This is a genomic window from Methanobacterium veterum, from assembly GCF_000745485.1.
Lineage (GTDB): Archaea > Methanobacteriota > Methanobacteria > Methanobacteriales > Methanobacteriaceae > Methanobacterium_D > Methanobacterium_D veterum.
On sequence record NZ_JQJK01000008.1, the window covers coordinates 418084 to 434707 of the forward strand.

24 protein-coding genes are annotated in these 16624 nt (G+C 34.5%); 13 read left to right on the top strand and 11 right to left on the bottom strand.

The genetic code is table 11. The annotated features are described in order from the left end of the window. Positions 1–59: 59 nt before the first annotated feature. The 7 genes from EJ01_RS02180 to uppS all read left to right on the top strand — a co-directional run bounded on the left by EJ01_RS02180 (position 60) and on the right by uppS (position 3484). The gene (locus EJ01_RS02180; RefSeq protein WP_048080284.1) at positions 60–518 is read left to right on the top strand and encodes a hypothetical protein; all 459 of its coding nucleotides are present in this window, start codon (positions 60–62) and stop codon (positions 516–518) included. Positions 519–528: 10 nt separating this feature from the next. Then, positions 529–972 carry a DUF2178 domain-containing protein gene (locus EJ01_RS02185; RefSeq protein WP_048080285.1) on the top strand — a complete coding sequence of 148 codons (444 nt, stop codon included), beginning with the start codon at positions 529–531 and terminating at the stop codon, positions 970–972. Between the two features lie 23 nt (positions 973–995). Beyond that, positions 996–1373 carry a DUF2178 domain-containing protein gene (locus EJ01_RS02190; RefSeq protein ID WP_048080286.1) on the top strand — a complete coding sequence of 126 codons (378 nt, stop codon included), beginning with the start codon at positions 996–998 and terminating at the stop codon, positions 1371–1373. Between the two features lie 5 nt (positions 1374–1378). Continuing rightward, complete coding sequence (locus tag EJ01_RS02195; RefSeq protein WP_048080287.1) at positions 1379–1576, top strand: helix-turn-helix transcriptional regulator; 198 nt, start codon at positions 1379–1381, stop codon at positions 1574–1576. 29 nt (positions 1577–1605) lie between these two features. Continuing rightward, complete coding sequence (locus EJ01_RS02200; protein WP_048080288.1) at positions 1606–1938, top strand: hypothetical protein; 333 nt, start codon at positions 1606–1608, stop codon at positions 1936–1938. Positions 1939–2009: 71 nt separating this feature from the next. After that, the gene (locus EJ01_RS02205) at positions 2010–2690 is read left to right on the top strand and encodes a CPBP family intramembrane glutamic endopeptidase (RefSeq protein WP_048080289.1); all 681 of its coding nucleotides are present in this window, start codon (positions 2010–2012) and stop codon (positions 2688–2690) included. Positions 2691–2716: 26 nt separating this feature from the next. Next, positions 2717–3484 (top strand): polyprenyl diphosphate synthase, encoded by a 768-nt coding sequence (gene uppS / locus EJ01_RS02210; RefSeq protein ID WP_048080290.1) that lies wholly within the window; start codon positions 2717–2719, stop codon positions 3482–3484. A 348-nt stretch (positions 3485–3832) separates the two neighbouring features. Here uppS and EJ01_RS02215 read toward each other — a convergent pair whose 3' ends face one another. The 3 genes from EJ01_RS02215 to EJ01_RS17470 all read right to left on the bottom strand — a co-directional run bounded on the left by EJ01_RS02215 (position 3833) and on the right by EJ01_RS17470 (position 5231). Further along, positions 3833–4540, bottom strand: coding sequence for a DUF116 domain-containing protein (locus EJ01_RS02215; RefSeq protein ID WP_048080291.1), 708 nt, complete (start codon positions 4538–4540; stop codon positions 3833–3835). A gap of 92 nt (positions 4541–4632) precedes the next feature. Further along, positions 4633–5109, bottom strand: coding sequence for a hypothetical protein (locus tag EJ01_RS02220; protein WP_048080292.1), 477 nt, complete (start codon positions 5107–5109; stop codon positions 4633–4635). Then, positions 5076–5231, bottom strand: coding sequence for a hypothetical protein (locus EJ01_RS17470; RefSeq protein WP_169740425.1), 156 nt, complete (start codon positions 5229–5231; stop codon positions 5076–5078). Before EJ01_RS17470 ends, EJ01_RS02220 begins: the two co-directional genes overlap by 34 nt. Positions 5232–5438: 207 nt before the next feature. Here EJ01_RS17470 and EJ01_RS02225 point away from each other — a divergent pair, with 207 nt between their 5' ends. Continuing rightward, a complete protein-coding gene (locus EJ01_RS02225; RefSeq protein WP_245611131.1) occupies positions 5439–7562 on the top strand; it encodes a VWA domain-containing protein in 2124 nt (707 codons plus the stop codon). 103 nt (positions 7563–7665) lie between these two features. Here the strand turns inward: EJ01_RS02225 and EJ01_RS02230 are convergent, their stop codons facing one another. The 6 genes from EJ01_RS02230 to EJ01_RS02255 all read right to left on the bottom strand — a co-directional run bounded on the left by EJ01_RS02230 (position 7666) and on the right by EJ01_RS02255 (position 10570). Continuing rightward, positions 7666–7896: a hypothetical protein gene (locus EJ01_RS02230; protein ID WP_052375751.1), complete on the bottom strand. Its 231-nt coding sequence runs from the start codon at positions 7894–7896 to the stop codon at positions 7666–7668. Positions 7897–8084: 188 nt separating this feature from the next. Then, the gene (locus tag EJ01_RS02235) at positions 8085–8528 is read right to left on the bottom strand and encodes a RidA family protein (protein ID WP_211251398.1); all 444 of its coding nucleotides are present in this window, start codon (positions 8526–8528) and stop codon (positions 8085–8087) included. Further along, a complete protein-coding gene (locus tag EJ01_RS02240) occupies positions 8515–8991 on the bottom strand; it encodes a VOC family protein (protein ID WP_048080295.1) in 477 nt (158 codons plus the stop codon). Before EJ01_RS02240 ends, EJ01_RS02235 begins: the two co-directional genes overlap by 14 nt. A gap of 142 nt (positions 8992–9133) precedes the next feature. Continuing rightward, positions 9134–9517, bottom strand: a complete 384-nt coding sequence (locus EJ01_RS02245) for an SRPBCC domain-containing protein (RefSeq protein WP_048080296.1) — start codon at positions 9515–9517, stop codon at positions 9134–9136. 29 nt (positions 9518–9546) lie between these two features. Beyond that, positions 9547–10038 (bottom strand): SRPBCC family protein, encoded by a 492-nt coding sequence (locus tag EJ01_RS02250; protein ID WP_048080554.1) that lies wholly within the window; start codon positions 10036–10038, stop codon positions 9547–9549. A gap of 46 nt (positions 10039–10084) precedes the next feature. After that, entirely contained in the window at positions 10085–10570 is a 486-nt protein-coding gene (locus tag EJ01_RS02255; RefSeq protein ID WP_048080297.1) for an SRPBCC family protein, read from the bottom strand. Between the two features lie 246 nt (positions 10571–10816). Here EJ01_RS02255 and EJ01_RS02260 point away from each other — a divergent pair, with 246 nt between their 5' ends. The 5 genes from EJ01_RS02260 (at position 10817) to EJ01_RS02280 (ending at position 13994) form a co-directional block, all read left to right on the top strand. Next, positions 10817–11323 (top strand): DUF367 family protein, encoded by a 507-nt coding sequence (locus tag EJ01_RS02260; protein WP_048080298.1) that lies wholly within the window; start codon positions 10817–10819, stop codon positions 11321–11323. Positions 11324–11861: 538 nt separating this feature from the next. Then, positions 11862–12008 carry a 50S ribosomal protein L40e gene (locus tag EJ01_RS02265; RefSeq protein WP_048080299.1) on the top strand — a complete coding sequence of 49 codons (147 nt, stop codon included), beginning with the start codon at positions 11862–11864 and terminating at the stop codon, positions 12006–12008. Between the two features lie 94 nt (positions 12009–12102). Next, positions 12103–12840 (top strand): geranylgeranylglyceryl/heptaprenylglyceryl phosphate synthase, encoded by a 738-nt coding sequence (locus EJ01_RS02270; RefSeq protein WP_048080300.1) that lies wholly within the window; start codon positions 12103–12105, stop codon positions 12838–12840. 233 nt (positions 12841–13073) lie between these two features. Further along, the gene (locus EJ01_RS02275) at positions 13074–13763 is read left to right on the top strand and encodes a DUF169 domain-containing protein (protein WP_048080301.1); all 690 of its coding nucleotides are present in this window, start codon (positions 13074–13076) and stop codon (positions 13761–13763) included. 30 nt (positions 13764–13793) lie between these two features. Beyond that, entirely contained in the window at positions 13794–13994 is a 201-nt protein-coding gene (locus EJ01_RS02280; protein WP_048080302.1) for a hypothetical protein, read from the top strand. Between the two features lie 28 nt (positions 13995–14022). Here the strand turns inward: EJ01_RS02280 and EJ01_RS02285 are convergent, their stop codons facing one another. Then, positions 14023–14799: a DUF2254 family protein gene (locus EJ01_RS02285; RefSeq protein WP_169740426.1), complete on the bottom strand. Its 777-nt coding sequence runs from the start codon at positions 14797–14799 to the stop codon at positions 14023–14025. An 85-nt stretch (positions 14800–14884) separates the two neighbouring features. Next, positions 14885–16462: a DUF2254 family protein gene (locus EJ01_RS02290; RefSeq protein ID WP_048080304.1), complete on the bottom strand. Its 1578-nt coding sequence runs from the start codon at positions 16460–16462 to the stop codon at positions 14885–14887. Positions 16463–16624 lie beyond the last annotated feature (162 nt).

Here is a 16624-nt window from a genome sequence, read left to right on the forward strand (position 1 = left end):
TGACATTTAGTAAAGTTTATATAACATTATGTAAAGTACTATTTACATGAGGAGATTTAATGGGGGACATTCTTAAAATAAATAAAAAAACATCATTTGTAATTTATATAGTTTTAGATACATTATTGGTTGGAATGGGAATGGGCGTACCATTTTTTTGTATATTATTTGGATTTCCAGCAGGATGGTATCTTTCAAAAAGTTTAAAACATCAAAAATTGCAGATCAATGACATTTCAAGCAGAATTTTAAAATATGCAACCCTCACATCTCTAGTTACGTTAGCATGGATGTTAATCATATGGGGGCCTATGATTACAATGCTGCAGAATCCATCTGCAAATTTTACAGATTTTGGAATTCCATTAATCCTTTATGACCCCAAGTTAAGCTTCATTGGATGGATTACCCTTATGATATTCATATCTCCATTTTTACAGCTGCTTATGACAGTTTTCGCTTCACACGTTGCTATATGGAGATTATTTAAAAAAAAACAAATGAGTAAAAATAACTAAAGGTGAAATCATGAATTCAAAGTCAGGAATAATCATGAAAATACTTTCAATTTTCGAATCAGGTTTATTTATAAAAATATTATCAGTTTTTATAACAGGACTGTGGATTGCAGGCCTATTACTGGCAGATATTTACATTATTATACTGGCAGTTGTATTTTTAATTGCATTAAGTACCGTTTTATATATCCATAGAGATAATTTGAAAGAAATATTCCAAAAAGACAGTAATGCTATTGTTGAAGATGAAAGAACCCAATTGATTAATGAAAAAGCCGCTACCATGACTTTAGGAGTCCTTATAGCGGTTATGATCTATGCAGGCATTGTAATTATTGCACTTAGAAACAACTATCCCCAATTTTTACAAGCAGGATATACTTTATTTTTAGCATCAATTTTATGTTTTATACTTTACTTTACATCAAGAGCATATTACACCCACAAATACTAAAATATTCATATAAAGGTGATATAATGGAAAATTACAAGATTGTAAGAATAATAATTACCATATTTGTTGCTATGATAGCAGGAATATCTGTTGAACTGGGAGAAATTATCCCAGCCATACTGGCCATTGTAATTGGTGCCATGGTATCCTATATCTACAAAAAAAATACCAATGAAACTTTGGAAGATGAAAGAATAATTAAAATAAGTGAAAAAGCCTCAAGAATGGCAATGGTACTCTTTTCCATTACAATAGCCATTATAGGATTGTTCTTTATTACCATGAGAAATCAGTACCCCGACTTTATCCAGGCAGGTTATACCCTTGCATATTCAGCTGTTGCGCTTTTAGGTTTATATTATGTCTTTTATGGATATTATAATAAAAAATACGGTTACTGATTCCTATGAAAAATAATCTGAAAGTATACAGGGCCATGAAGAACCTGACCCAGGAAGAACTTGCCAAAGAATTAGGCGTCACTAGACAGACCATAATTGCCATAGAAAAAGATAAATATGATCCTTCCTTAATCCTGGCGTTTAAAATGGCTAATTTCTTTAAAGCACAGATTGAAGACATATTCCTCTATCAAGAAGAATAGATAATAAAACTTATTGGAAAGTAATCCATATGGTTCAAAAAAACGCTCGCTGGAAAAGCTATTTTAAAACCAGGATGTACATTGCTTCATTTATCCTTGCCATGGTTGGATGGTTCATTTTGTTCGTTTATTTGTTCGGCCAGTTTTTTGAAAAGGAACTCATAGTTTTAGAAGGGAGCATACAATCCCCTTTTTTTATATGGGGGCTCCGAATTCTCATCATTGCACTGGTTGTCCTTTTGATCAAAGAAAAAGGAAAAATTAAAAAATTATTCGAAAGTGTTAGGTGGGCAGTGTATGCCACATATTTAATAGGCGCTTTAGGCTGGTTAGCATGGTTTTTAAGCCTATTTTCTAATTAAATTATTATAACTGCAATTGTGGTAACAAAGTATCGAGTATAAGTCGAATGCAACTATTACAGGAGAATTTTATGGAAACTTTAAAAAAATCACAGGAATACAAACATTTTATAAAACTTTTATGCAAAGTAATAATTATATTAATTATAATACAACTTCTAAGGGCTTTTGTAATGGACAGCCTGTGGTATGTGATAAAACCCGGAGAAAATATAGTATTGTTCCAAATTTTAAATGGAATTTCGTTCCTTATTGTCGGAATATTACTTTTAGTATTGTTTAAGCCATCACTAAACGATTTGAGCCTGAATTTAGACGATGTTAGAAAAAGAACAAAAATAATTTACTTTGCAGGGATGATAGCGCTTCCAGTTTTCATAGTTTTACCTGTGGTTCTAGGAGCCGAGCTTGATATTATCATGCTGAGTTTTATATTCGGACTTATTGTGCCTGCATTTGAAGAGCTTTTGTTTAGGGGATACCTTTGGAACAATATGCAGAATTCTCTTAAAGGGAAACATTCAAGATTAATTACATGGATTACCATTACTATTCTATTTGGATTATGGCATATTGGATACATAGATGTATTTCTAATCCATCCAAAAGAGTTTGCCCTGGTACCACTGTTAATAGGTAAGATAGAAGTTGGACTAATATTAGGGGCTGTTGTAGGTTTTATACGCCTTAAGACCAACAAAGTATATGGATCTTTCTTATTCCATGGATTCTGGAATATTTTTGCACCTTAATAGATGAAAATTGGAGGTTTAAATTAATGAAACAGTTGAAGTTTATTTATGATATTTATGAGTGGTACATATCAAAAAATCTCAAACCAGAAAGCTTGCCTAAACACATAGCAATAATAATGGACGGTAATAGAAGATACACAAAAGTGATGGGCAATATGGAAGTTATAGAAGGCCATAAAAAGGGGGTGAGTACCCTTGAAAAAGTTCTGGACTGGTCCATTGAACTGGAGATAGAAATTGTTACTGTTTATGCATTTTCTACAGAAAACTTCAAAAGGCCTCCTCATGAAGTGGAGGGTTTAATGAAACTCTTCCAGAAAAATTTTGAAGACGTGGCGAAAAACCCTAAGATCCATAAAAATGAAGTCCGAATTAAAGCAGTTGGTAATTTAAATTTACTTCCAGAATATGTTAGGGAAGCCATAAAAACTGCAGAAGAATCCACAGCCCACTACCACAAAAAACATGTGAACTTTGCAATCGGTTATGACGGGCGTATGGAAATTATAGATGCTATAAAAAAGATTTCAAATGAAGTAAAAGAGAATAAATTAGATATAAATGAAATAGACGAAGATCTGGTTAATAAGAATTTATATACTGCAGGTTTAGATGATCCCAATCTTATTATAAGGACAAGTGGAGAGGAAAGGCTCAGCGGTTTCCTATTATGGCAGTCTTCATATTCAGAGTTATATTTCTGCGATAGTTTATGGCCCGAGCTTAGAAAAGTTGATTTTTTAAGAGCTCTCAGGTCTTATCAAGAAAGAGAAAGGCGCTTTGGAATTTAAATGTCATTCAAATAAATAAAATTAAAGTTGAGAAAAAACCACCGGTTTTTTCGAACATTCGAAAATTTTTATAAAAATTTTCGATGTTTGCAAATCGTAGATTTGCAACCGTAAAAATCGATGATTTTTACATGCCCCGAACACTGTCAAAATTTTCAATTTTGACGCAACAAAAATCTTCGATTTTTTTAAAGTTGAGGGAAATTTTCAATTTCCCGAACCTTAGAATTTTACGTAGTAAAATTCTAAAGTTGAGAAAATGCAAAGCATTTTCGAACATTAAAAATCGGAGCATGAAAAAATCGGAGATTTTTTCTGCCCCAAAATTCGTAGAATTTTGAGGGATTTTTAAAGTATTTTACGTTTAGGGCGTTCAGTAGCGCATGAAGCACTTTTATTTGGTAGTACCATATTTTGAGGTGTTTCAATACCTATTTTATCAAGAACTGCCCGGATATCAACTTTAGTACAGACACACCCATCTTTCAGGAGAGGGACCCCCTGACACGGGACATGAGATAAGTTCATCATTGCTAAATTCAAGTCTTGATGACATGCAACACCTAAAACTCCTTTAAACTCGTGATTTTGGGCAATCTTCTTCAAAAAGGTTGATCCTGGTATTATAAACACGTCGTACCCTTTATTTTCTGCTTTATTTTTTAAAACGCCTATCACGCATCGATTACAGTCAGTGCAGTGAAGGCCGGTAGAGTCCAGTTTAGCCTCGCATTTTGGACTTCTTAAACAATGGGGAAGTACTAAAATCTTATCATTGTTGTCTACATCATTAAAAGCCTTTTCATTAACTTTATTTCTTACTTCAACACCCATTTGATCCACAATTTTTTCATCTAAACCAACATTTCCTGCAAACTTTTTAAATAAGCCATAAAAAACATCTATTGTAAACAGAAGCAGCTTAGGAAAAATAAGGCGTTCCTGTTTTATAAGAATCCGTCCAAGGATAAGTGCTACCGATAGCAGACTTAAAATAAAAATACCTGCGATAAACACTATCTGTCCAAAAATGGTGTAAAATTCGTAAATTGACATATTGATCTAAATCTAAGTATTTTATGTTATATTAAACTAATGGTTATTAAAATTAGCTAAAAAAGAGTTATTTAGATTGATTATTCTTCTATTCAAAATTTTTCAACTTTGAATTTTTTAACAGTTCCTTCAACTTCAACACCATCTTTCGATGCTGTTATTTGTGTATCTGAAAGATCATCACATGCACATAATATATCCTGTTCTGGATGAGTACCTGGAACTATATTACAACTCAAATTAATGTGGTCTCCTGCTGCTACAACCATAGGAAGCCTTCTGGAAGTTGGATGATTTTCTGGAAGAACAGTAATGGGAAAATTCATTTCTCTAAGTAAATAAAGCATGCACCTTATTCCTTTTTCTGCTTTCTTACTATTTTCAAATGCAGAAACTGCAATTATATCATCTGGCTCAAGAAAAGCAACTATCTCCTCTTTATCAGGTGTACCTATAAATATCTGCTTTTGTTCTCCAGCTTTTAATATGCCCAGTTCTCCAGATTCTCCTATTAAAAATAAAATTTCGTCTCCAGTTATTCTAATGCTTCTACGTTGTCTGACTGGCATGATGGACATACTACTCTTTTTCCAATTCCTTTAAACTCGTTTCCGCAATCCAGGCATCTATATCTTTTTGTTTTAAGCTTTTTCAGTTTAATATCTGCCATTGGTCCTCCGACTGTACACATATTATCACCAATTCTGCTTATGTAATCGGTGTTATTTATTATTTATGATAAATCAATTCCGCCCTATTTTCCTTAAATTTCCAGATAACCACCAGTTATTGGTTAAAATAATATTATTGATAATGTATTTATGGATCAAATTATTATGTATTAATACTAACCAAAGTTCTAATTTAATAAATTAAAATTATTTCACAATATCAAACGGTGAGACTATTGAAAAACCTTATTTTTCCATTTTCGGCAATTGTAGGTCAGGAAAACGTGAAAAAAGCGCTTATACTAAATGCTATAAATCCAGGGATCGGCGGGGTCCTTATCAAAGGAGATAAGGGGACAGGGAAAACTACCGCAGTAAGGGCGCTTGCAGATCTTTTACCATTATTAAAAGTTGTAAAAGGATGTCCATTTAACTGTGATCCTGATGATGAGGAATCTGCATGCGATACATGCAAATCAGACAATGCAGAAATTGAAGAGAAAAAAATGAGAGTAGTAGAACTTCCACTCGGTTCTACAGAAGACCGCGTAGTTGGATCAATAAACATTGAAAAAGCATTAAAAGAAGGTACTCGAGCTTTAGAGCCAGGAATACTGGCAGAAGCCAATAGAAATATACTTTATATTGATGAAATTAACCTTCTTGACGATAATTTAGTAGATGTCCTGTTAGACGCTGCTGCATATGGGATAAATATTGTAGAAAGGGAGGGGATCTCAGTATCACATCCCTCCAGATTTATACTGGTTGGAACAATGAACCCTGCTGAAGGTGAGCTCAGGCCACAGCTTTCTGATAGAATTGGCCTGCACATCATAGTGCACAGTATCATGGACATAGAAGACCGTGTTGAAATAATGGCAAGAAGAGAAGAATTTGAAAGAGATCCCACTGCTTTTAAAAGAAAATTCAGTACATCACAAAAAGAGATACTGGATAATATCTTAAATGCTAGAGCATTACTCAAGGATGTTAAAATTTCTCCAGAACTAATGAAAATAATAGCACATGTCTGTGTTGATATGGGTGTTGATGGACACAGAGCAGATATTGCAATACTTAAAACATCGAAAACCATTGCCGCTTACAATAAGCATTTAAAAGTTGATTATGATGACGTCGAAGAAGCCGTGATGCTTGTACTTGGAGAAAGACTTCAAAAATCTTATGATCAAAAAAAGATTAAACAAAAACTTGAAAAAGCAATTTCAGATACAGAAGATGAAGATCAAACCCAAGAAGAGCAAGATAATAATGAAGAAGATTCTGAAACTGCAGAAAATCAGGACGAAAAATCCGATGATAATGAAAATGAATCTCAAGAAGGGCAAAATGAAGATAGTGGTTTAAAACCTGAAACTGAAGAAAATCAGGAAGAACCCCGTGATAAAGATGAATCCTCTGAAGAGGAGAGTAATGTAAGTGTTGTTCCCAATCCGGTTGAGCCGTCTGAAAATCCTGAAGAAAAAAAAGGAATTATGTTGAAAAGTATTGAAGAAGAAGGAGATCCCGTAGATTCTGATGATGAGGAAGTCGATATAAAAAAGCTCCTTAAAATGAAAGGTAAAAAAAAGAACAGGTTATATGGAAAACGGGTCGATTCAAAAACTCAAAAAGGGAAGTACATAAAAAGTAAAATTCCTAAAAATGTCTCAAATGATATAGCAATAGATGCAACTTTAAGGGCGGCTGCTGTTAAATCAAAAGGCAGCATTAATGTTAAAAATGAAGATATACGCCACAAAGTTAGAAAGCATGGCGCAAAAGCATCAATAGCTCTCGTGGTAGATATAAGCGGATCTATGTTCTCACAAAGGAAAGCAAATAAGATTAAAGGTATTTTAAATCAATTGATTGAAGATATTAACCGTCACAAGGATAAAATAAGTGTTATTGGATTTAAAGGTCAGGAAGCTGAAGTTATAATTCCAACAACAAGAAGAGCTTCTTCATTTAAAGAAAATGTTGATAATATACGTGTTGGAGGCACCACTCCACTTGCAGCAGGTCTTAAAAAAGGGTTAGAGCTTCTTAAAAAGGAAAAAATTAAAGAAGAATTCGTTCCCATGATGATTGTACTAACAGACGGCATGCCGAATGTAGGCATCAACGACAGGCCTGCAGAAGATGCCCTGAAAATTGCTGCAGACTTAAAAGAAAATGAGATACATACTATCATTGTTAATTTTGAGAGATCAGTTAAATACGGGCGAGATATGAATATGGAACTTGCACTGGCATCTGGCGGCCGTTATTATGATTTAGAAGATATTAAAGACACAAAATGTGTTGTATCACAGATTGTTGAGCAGGAAAGATCCGTTTTATAAATGTACAACTGTAAATAACTTATATAGACATCATAGATACAGCATCTGCGTTATAATGGCAGTTTATTCATTTTTAACTTATTTTCATTTGAAAGTGTAATTTTCAAGGGTTCCAGCCATTCCATTTCTGCTCCACCTCCATTTCACATCTATGCGCAATGGAAATATAATCATATAGCCTGTTTTCTTTTATTCTACTTACTATTCCCGACATTTTACATATCTCATCATACACGAGGAAAAGTATTTTACTTCCTTTACTCCAGCCGCCAACATAATGTGAACCTGGAATGAACACATCCGTCCATTTTTCATAAGTATCCCTATCGAGCATGGTCTTCCAAACCTTTTCTTTCAGGGCATTTTATAACGGTTGAGAAACGTAGTTCTTCAAAATCTTCGATTTTAAGGCCATGAAACTGTGTTTGCGACGGTTTTCCATATTTTTTCCTCTTTCGTATTTAGCTTAGATTCTTGTTTAACTCTTTAAGACATCCAATTCAGCAAACAATTAAAGGTACCCTAAACATGGTCTTGAGGTAAAACAGCAATAGCATCCATTTCTATTAGAAAATCAGGGTTTGCCAGTCCAGACACGAACATCATGGAAATAGCAGGAGGATTATGTCGCCTACCGCCTACCTGTTGGAATACTTCAAAGCCCTGCTCCAATGATTGGCCCTGGACCAGATACACGTTCCACTTAATAATATGCTCTAATCCCGCCCCAGCAGCCTTTAGAGCCTCTTGCAGATTGGTAAATACCTGGGAAACCTGTTTCTTGAGGTCTCCTTTCCCTACAATTTTACCGGAAGCATCTATGGCATCCTGTCCCCCAATGTATATCGTTTTTACATTGCCAGATATAGCAATTACATTGGTGAATGCAGGATTGGTGGACAGAGTATCGGGATTTATATACTGAATCTGCCCGTGGGACAGGTGTTCCATTTTATCGTCCTCCATAGGCCTGCTTCAGAGTTTCTATATCAATCTTATTCATCTGCATCATAGCCTGCATTACTCTCTGGGATTTTTCATTATCAGGATCGCTTAGATACTCTCTCAAAATAGTGGGTACGATTTGCCAGGAGACACCAAATTTGTCCTTAACCCAACCTGGTCCCAGTTCCATTCCACCATCAGAAAGCTTCTTCCACAGCTCATCCACCTCTTCCTGCGTCTCGCAGTTTACAAACAGTGATATAGCTTCTGTAAATTTGAATTGTGGATTACCATTTAATGCATAAAATTCATGTCCTTCCAGCTGAAAAGTCACGTACATAACCGATCCTTCCGGTCCAGGGCCAGCTTCTCCGTAACGAATGGTATTCACTATCTTCGAATCTTTAAAGATGCAAGTATAGAAATTGACAGCATCCACAGCTTTACTATCTTCAAACCATAAAAATGGAACAATTTTTTGCATATTAACTTACTCCTGGTTGTTTAAAAAAAACTACATTTAACTATCATTTATCACTGTTTTGATGTTATTGCAGACTTTCACAGTGATTATTCTATTTCTCTGCCAGTTCTTTGAGCTTTTGCAGTGCTTTGGGCCATATATCCTATAACATTTCTTTGAATTCCTCATTTGCATCCATATCCACCAGAACTTCTGTCTTGTCATCTTTTTCATGGAATGTGTAATTTTCAAGCGCTCCTGCCCATTCCATTTCCTTTTCTTTTCCGTCTTCAACTTCACCCCTATGCTCAATGGAAACATACTCATATTTTCTGTTTTCTTTAATTCTGCTTATCATTCCAGACATCTTACCTGACTCATCAGGGGCAAGGAAAAGAATTTTGCTCCCTTCACTCCATTCACCAACATAATGTGAACCGGGCATAAATACATCTGTCCAAAGCCGATAAGTGTCCTCATCGAGCATTGTTTTCCAAACCTTTTCTTTTGGTGCATCTATGACAATTGAAAAATGCATTTTCTCCATTATTTTTCCTCCATTTAAATATCCAAATTCTATTTTTGCATCTTTTCCAACAGCTCATCAAGACGATTATACGAATCATTAACTCCTTCTTCCATTCCAGACTGGAGCATTCCATCACGATCTTCAATTGTCAGAAAGACAGATTGAGATGTCATCTTTGTTCTGCCGCCAGTTAACGTCTCAAATATAGTCTTTTCAAGGATAACATGACCAGTTTCTGGAAGTCCTTCGAATTCAAATGTGCCAATGATTCTTTCTGGAGCTTTAACTTCATGATTTACTCCATGAAATGCAAATTCATTCCCTTCAGGATCCTTTTGAATATATCGCCAGGACCCTCCGTTTTTCGATTCAAATATTTCAAGATTAGTTTCAAGTTCCCTTGGCCCAATCCACTGCACATAAAGATCTGGATCTGTGTATGCTTTAAAAACAAGCTCCCGCGGCGCATTAAACTCCCTTATAATAAAAATTTCCTGTTTTCCAGGTTCTGCAGTAATTTTTGTTTTATTATTCGCCATTTTTTCAGCCCTTATACCGAATTCTTTCTCATTTAACATTCCAATTTTAACTTTTCGCCAGAAGTTCGGCGAGTTTATCTAATGATTCATCCCAGCCCTGCTGCATATCCTTTAGTTCAGCCTCACTGATGCTACTGACATCAGAATGTTTCAAAATTAGCTTAGTCTTACCACTTTGTTCTTCAAATGTCACTTTGATTTGCATTTCCATTGGAAATTCTGCCCCCATTTCATAGTATGTCGTTGCAACTTTGTTGCCCTCCTTATCTGCAAAGGAATCTGTCATAACCAGCCGTTCTGGTTCAACAACATCCATGTAAACACCTTTACTGCAGAAATCTTGCCCGTCAGGTGCCCGCATGCAGTTGAAGTATTCACCTCCCTTTCGGAGATCTATCTTAGAGACAGGTGTTGTAAAGCCTTTTGGCCCCCACCACTGCATGAACATATCAGGATCCGTCCATGCTTTCCATACAACTTCACGCGGCGCATCTAAGTCACGTGTGAGAACTAATTCTTTTTCATCTGCCATTTGTTTCAACTCCTTTTTGCTCGCTATCTACAAACTTAATAATCAATTAAAGTCATATAGTAATAATAAGTACTTCAAAAATTATAAACTTATCTTAAATCCAAATTAGACCATTTATCTAGAGAATTAATTAATGGTAAATTTAATATAACAAAAAATCATAACTAGTAATGTCTTTTATTTTTGAATTCAAACTGAAAAATAATAATGGCTCTAAGCTAAAATAATATTAAATGTGTTTTGAAAATGAAAATCGTTGTTTATCATGCAGAAGAGTGCGACAGGAAAAAATGTACTACAGTTAAACTTGGAAAACAGGGAAAAGTTAAAGTAGTCACAAAATTAAACCAATTACCTACCGGTGCAATTGTTTTAGATCCATACTCCCCAAAATCATTATCTGTTGAAGACAGGGAGACAGTAATGGAAAAAGGGCTTGTAGGACTTGATTGCTCCTGGAAAAGGTTAGACAAAGTTCCTTATAGAATAAAAACAGGCAAAAACAGCAGATCACTGCCTTTCATGATTGCTGCAAATCCCACCAATTATGGAAAGCCATGTATATTATCTACTGCTGAAGCAATTGCAGCAAGTTTTTATATAATTGGATTTAAAGATATAGCTACCGATATTATGTCGGGGTTCAAGTGGGGACCGCATTTTCTAACGCTCAATGAAGAGCTTTTAGAAAGGTATTCTAAAGCTAAAAGCAGTTTAGAAGTTGTAGAAATTCAAAATGAATATATAAGTTAGTAGTGAATAACCAAATGTTTTTGACTAACTATTTATAAAAAATTTGTTTATGTGCTTTAAACTCTCAAAAACCAAAGTTTTTGGGGTTCCAAACACATTGTGTTTGAGAACTTTCGAAAATTTAAAAAATTTTCGAATGTTCAAGAAATGTTATTAAAATCTGTCAAAATTTATAATTTTGACGCGACAAACACGAAGCATTCGAAAATTTTCAATTTTCGATGCGCCAAAATTCATTAAATTTTGGCAGTGTTTTGCATACATACATTTCTTTCAGCCTACAAAAAATTTTCGATTTTTTGGGTTTCGAAAAATTCTATGAATTTTTCTTCAGCCTCCAAATCTTTGATTTGGGGTTCAGAAAATCTCGAAGAGATTTTCCTCAACTTATCAATGTAAACTCAACTATCCAAAATTTATAAGTTTAGAAAGTTAAGTTATTCACTATAAAAATATATTTATATAAAAATAAACTAACGAGTATAATCAAGAACTCAATTTTAAACTGTATTAAAACAGATTATAAAGGAGGCTAATAATGGCTAGATTTGAAGAAGCAGAAAATAGAATATTCAATATCAAAATATGCTTAAAATGTAACGCAAGAAATCCACCAACTGCAAAAGTATGCAGAAAATGCGGTTACAAAGGTCTAAGACCAAAAGCTAAAGAACCAAGGGGATAAATAAATTCCTTGAAGTTCGATTTAGGAGGATATACCCTCCTATTTACATTTATAACATTTATTTACTTAATTAACTATTTTCTTGATGATGCTAATGAATGTCGAAAACTACATTAGAACTACACTTGAGGATCATAAATTACATTTAACACTTTTAGATCCAGAAGAGCAGAGCCCTGAAGAAGCTGTCAGAATAGCTAAAGAAGCAATTGCAGGCGGCAGCGATGGCATAATGCTTGGCGGATCTACAACAGAGCCTGAAGAACTCGATGCAACTGCAAAAGCGCTGCGTGAAAATGTCGATGTTCCAGTTATTCTTTTTCCAGGTAATATAAGCGGTGTAAGCAAACATGCAGATGCCATATTTTTTATGAGTCTTCTAAATTCAACGAATCCATACTGGATAATAGGTGCTCAAGCGTTATCGGCCCCTGGTATTAAAAAAATGGGAATAGAAATCCTGTCTATGGGTTATCTTGTTGTTGAGCCAGGCGGAACTGTTGGATGGGTTGGAGATGCTAAATTAATCCCAAGGAACAAACCAGATCTGGCAGTAGCATATGCAATGGCTGCAGAATTCTTTGGAATGAAATTAATCTATCTCGAAGCTGGCTCTGGAGCTAATGAACATATTCCAGAACAGATGATTGCAGGGGTCAAAAAAATGACCGACATAATTGTAATTGTCGGCGGCGGAATACGCGATGGTGAAACCGCTGCAAAAATTGCAAAAGCAGGTGCAGATATTGTCGTGACTGGAACTGTAGTTGAAGATAGTTCTAATGTTAAAGATAAAATTGAAGAGCTGGTTAGTGGAATTAAATCAGCTTAAAACTATTCCTTTTTTATATGAATCTGCTTTTTTTCATTTAATTCTTATTTTAATTTCATATTTGTTGATTATTAACTATTTATATGATTTATTATTTTTGCTTATTTAAATATGTCAATATAAGCTCTTATATCACGCGAAAATCCATATTATCTATTACTTATATTCTATTTTAAAGAGAATTTCAAATAGAAATAAATAATTTAAATAATATAATAAAAACGGTGAAAATCATGGCAGAAAGCACTTGCGAAGTAGAAGGATATGATATGATATCTAAAGAACTTAAAGAAAGACTCGGTTTAGACAAATCCCCAGTAGCAATAAAATTCGTTTTAAGGGAAGAAGACATTCCAGGGGGAATAGAAAAAATAGACGAAAACATAAGACACTGCGAAATGGTCCAGAGGGCAGCTCAGGGCGCCATGTTCTATGCAACAAACGATGAACAGATGTGTAAAGGTGGAGCATCCGCTATTGGGCTTATGGAGGCACCAGAGAAGATAAAAACAGGTGAATTTTACCAGAGCCTTGGAAGGTTCTCCAGTCTTGGAGCTGCAAAGCGTACGCTCGATGAAATACCAAAAATAGACCCTATGATGAAGGCTGTAATCTACGCACCTTTAGAAAATATTAAATTTAGCCCAGATGTAATTGTAGTAATATGTACACCTGTTCAGGCAATGAAACTTGCTCAAGCTATGGTCTATACTCGAGGAGGTAAAGTAGAAGCAAGCTTTTCAGGAATTCAATCTATATGTGCTGATGCTGTGGCCGGTCCGTTCACTAAAAATACCGCAAATATAACCATGGGGTGCAGCGGTTCAAGGGGATATGCTGATATAAAAGAAGACGAAGTAATTGTCGGTATGAACGGTGAGAATATAGGGTGCGTTGTAAATGCACTTGTATCCATGAAATAATAACTGATAAATAAGTTAAAGGGGGATTAGATGGCCGAAACAAAAATATTTGAAATATTGGATGAGGCTAAAGAACTGGATGCAAAAATGGAAAAATATAAAGATGTAGCAGACCAGGAAATGATGATGGTCTGGATGGACAACATACTGAAACTGGTAACTAAACTTGGAAAAGCAGAGGAAGAACTGCAAGAAAGATTTGAGATGCTAGAAGACAGTTTAGAAAAATAAATTTACTTTTTTATTTTTCTCTAATGTTTCAATTCGTTTCAAAATTACTTCTTTTAATATCAACCATCACTTCATCCACTAACATGCCCCCATTAGATTCAGCGGCCAATCTTTTAACAGTTTCAAGATGATACAAGACATGCTTAACTATTCTTTCTTTTTCTGTTTTATCCTGATTTTCATCCAGAATACCAATTGTAGAATCCATAATTACTCTTAAACCTTCACGGAATGTACCATAATCATATTTCATCAAGGATGCATTCATGATATCAATAATTGGCTGTATTGGGTCGTCTTTTTCTATTAGTTTCCCATCTGCACTGGCAGCTGCTAAAATACTTTTCTCATTAATTCTTTCTGCAAGTTTGCCAATTACAACAGAAGGCTTCATAAGGTCTAAAATATTCCACATATACGGTATCAAAGCTATAAATGCAAACATGCTGATGTAGTATGCAAAAAGAATATAATTTTCAAGGTCTGAAATCCTGCTTTGAGTGTCAACTATGAGTTTCAGTAAAGTTACACAGTATGCTATGGCAAAAATGTAAACCACAATCAAAACCCAGAGGTCTGGAGTTCTTTTGAAGATATCAATTACCCTTGGAGAAGACGATGCAGCAAGCTGCACTGCTACTAGACTTAAAGTAACGACTATAGCCAAAATAGTAGCTTCACTTTCAATAAGGGAACTCAATATATAACGGGCACTGTCTATATCCGTATAAAGTAGCTTAAAATGATAAAAGAAAAGATATGAAACCAGCGTAACCATTACAAAAATAACTAAATAAATCGTCAATCCACGCAGCCAATCATTTTTAAAGGAAACATTAAGAACCATATATTATTATAGTTCATTATAAAGAACTTTCTTTTCTCTAAACTCAATCTAATTTTTTTTTATACATTACCTTTTCTCCATCATGAATACTTTTTTCCTTTATTATTTTGTTAATCTTTTCTAAGGAAGACTGAGCGGCTAAGCTTGTTTCTTTAACTCCCAGTTCTTTTGCTCTTTTTCTTATATTTTCAAGGGATTCTTTGGCATGTTTTAATATACTATGAGCAGCCAAAACACTTAATTCACTCCATACAGCTATTCTCCCAATTTCCCACAAATATTCAGCCACGTCATTTGTATTTTTGCTAAATTCAGATTCTAGAGCAGCTGTGCCCAAATTAGAGAGATAATTCACTATCCTTATGGTAGTCTTAGGGAGATCATTTCTTGCCGTATATCTTCCCATATTTCCCATGGAATTTACTGCACTGGAAACCGACTGATCCAATTTTTGAGTTATTGCCAACTTCCCAATTCCGTAGATAGTTCCCCCCATCCAAACTGTTTCTTCCAATCCACGTTGAGCATGTTTAGCTGCATCTATAGCAATAATTCCCAGTGAATTAACCGCTACGCTGGTTGCAAAATCAAGTTCATTTTGAGCAGTCCATCTGCCAATTTCCCCTATTAAATCAGTTGCCGCTGCTCTTATATCAACCATTTCTCGATTTATAGCCAGCCTAGCAATATTTTTAATGGAATTAACTGCTTCACCCACCACACTCTCAATCTTATTTTCCATGGCCGTTTTTCCAATTAAATAGATAGTAATTATTACTTCCATAACAGAATCTTCGTCATCACGGCTTGCTGCTAACTTTCCAACCCTTTCCAGATGAGTAAATATGTGCTTTACTACTATGCCCTCTTCCCGCTCAAATTTTCCATTTTTAAGTGTAGCCATCATATAATTTTCAAGTACATTCAATCCATACCTCATTGTTCCATAATCATATTTCATCATTGAGCTGTGTATAATATCAATTACAGGTTGAACTGGATCACTTTCAGTGTCAATAACCGGCCTCATTATATCTGAATAAATGTAAGAATAGCTAATATCATTTGAATCAGCGCCAACAATTTTTTCAGATTCTTGAACACCGGCTAAAATGTTTTCATTTGTTATCCTTTCAGCAAACCTATCTACTACTGTTGAAGACTTCATAATCTCAAGAGATCCTAACAAATAAGGTATTAAAGCACCAAATGCAAAAATACCAAGAAAATAAGCAACCCAAACACTAATCTCAAAATTTAAAATACCACTTGCATGAATAGCATCTATAGCATTTAAAACTGTTAATCCATAGCCAATAGCAATAATATAAATTCCCACAATCAGCCAGATTGATGGAGAATCCTCAAATATATCTATAACCCTAGTTGAATAAGAAGAAGCAGTTAACTGGAGAACAACGAGTGTTAATGTTATGACTATAGCTATGACGGTGGCTTCACTTTCAACAAGAGTAGACAAAACAAATCTAGTGCTTTCAATAGATTTATAGATGAATGCTGGCGAGAAATAATACAAAATAAAAGATGATATCAGTATTAAAGAACCTGAAACCAAGAAATATATTCTTAAACTCAGGGATAATCTAGCTAAGAAGAACAAATTAAGCACCAGTATACTATCTGGTTTTAATGTTTAAAATAATAATTTTATTACAGAAAGTAATTTAAGCAGGAATGTTTTTTTCCAAGATATTGAAGTGATTATCAAATTTATTGATGTTTAAAAGTCCCATATCCCATAAAGACCCCCATAAAATGTAAT

Excerpts from the sequence above, each read along its gene's own strand:
- EJ01_RS02255 (WP_048080297.1), bottom strand. The coding sequence starts at position 10,570 with ATGGCAGATGAAAAAGAATTAGTTCTCACACGTGACTTAGATGCGCCG.
- EJ01_RS02270 (WP_048080300.1), top strand. The coding sequence starts at position 12,103 with ATGAATGTCGAAAACTACATTAGAACTACACTTGAGGATCATAAATTA.
- EJ01_RS02245 (WP_048080296.1), bottom strand. The coding sequence starts at position 9,517 with ATGGAGAAAATGCATTTTTCAATTGTCATAGATGCACCAAAAGAAAAG.
- EJ01_RS02215 (WP_048080291.1), bottom strand. The coding sequence starts at position 4,540 with ATGTCAATTTACGAATTTTACACCATTTTTGGACAGATAGTGTTTATC.
- EJ01_RS02250 (WP_048080554.1), bottom strand. The coding sequence starts at position 10,038 with ATGGCGAATAATAAAACAAAAATTACTGCAGAACCTGGAAAACAGGAA.
- EJ01_RS02275 (WP_048080301.1), top strand. The coding sequence starts at position 13,074 with ATGGCAGAAAGCACTTGCGAAGTAGAAGGATATGATATGATATCTAAA.
- EJ01_RS17470 (WP_169740425.1), bottom strand. The coding sequence starts at position 5,231 with ATGTGTACAGTCGGAGGACCAATGGCAGATATTAAACTGAAAAAGCTT.
- EJ01_RS02190 (WP_048080286.1), top strand. The coding sequence starts at position 996 with ATGGAAAATTACAAGATTGTAAGAATAATAATTACCATATTTGTTGCT.
- EJ01_RS02195 (WP_048080287.1), top strand. The coding sequence starts at position 1,379 with ATGAAAAATAATCTGAAAGTATACAGGGCCATGAAGAACCTGACCCAG.
- EJ01_RS02230 (WP_052375751.1), bottom strand. The coding sequence starts at position 7,896 with ATGCTCGATAGGGATACTTATGAAAAATGGACGGATGTGTTCATTCCA.
- EJ01_RS02180 (WP_048080284.1), top strand. The coding sequence starts at position 60 with ATGGGGGACATTCTTAAAATAAATAAAAAAACATCATTTGTAATTTAT.
- EJ01_RS02205 (WP_048080289.1), top strand. The coding sequence starts at position 2,010 with ATGGAAACTTTAAAAAAATCACAGGAATACAAACATTTTATAAAACTT.
- EJ01_RS02200 (WP_048080288.1), top strand. The coding sequence starts at position 1,606 with ATGGTTCAAAAAAACGCTCGCTGGAAAAGCTATTTTAAAACCAGGATG.
- EJ01_RS02235 (WP_211251398.1), bottom strand. The coding sequence starts at position 8,528 with ATGGAGGACGATAAAATGGAACACCTGTCCCACGGGCAGATTCAGTAT.
- EJ01_RS02240 (WP_048080295.1), bottom strand. The coding sequence starts at position 8,991 with ATGCAAAAAATTGTTCCATTTTTATGGTTTGAAGATAGTAAAGCTGTG.
- uppS (WP_048080290.1), top strand. The coding sequence starts at position 2,717 with ATGAAACAGTTGAAGTTTATTTATGATATTTATGAGTGGTACATATCA.
- EJ01_RS02280 (WP_048080302.1), top strand. The coding sequence starts at position 13,794 with ATGGCCGAAACAAAAATATTTGAAATATTGGATGAGGCTAAAGAACTG.
- EJ01_RS02220 (WP_048080292.1), bottom strand. The coding sequence starts at position 5,109 with ATGCCAGTCAGACAACGTAGAAGCATTAGAATAACTGGAGACGAAATT.
- EJ01_RS02265 (WP_048080299.1), top strand. The coding sequence starts at position 11,862 with ATGGCTAGATTTGAAGAAGCAGAAAATAGAATATTCAATATCAAAATA.
- EJ01_RS02260 (WP_048080298.1), top strand. The coding sequence starts at position 10,817 with ATGAAAATCGTTGTTTATCATGCAGAAGAGTGCGACAGGAAAAAATGT.
- EJ01_RS02185 (WP_048080285.1), top strand. The coding sequence starts at position 529 with ATGAATTCAAAGTCAGGAATAATCATGAAAATACTTTCAATTTTCGAA.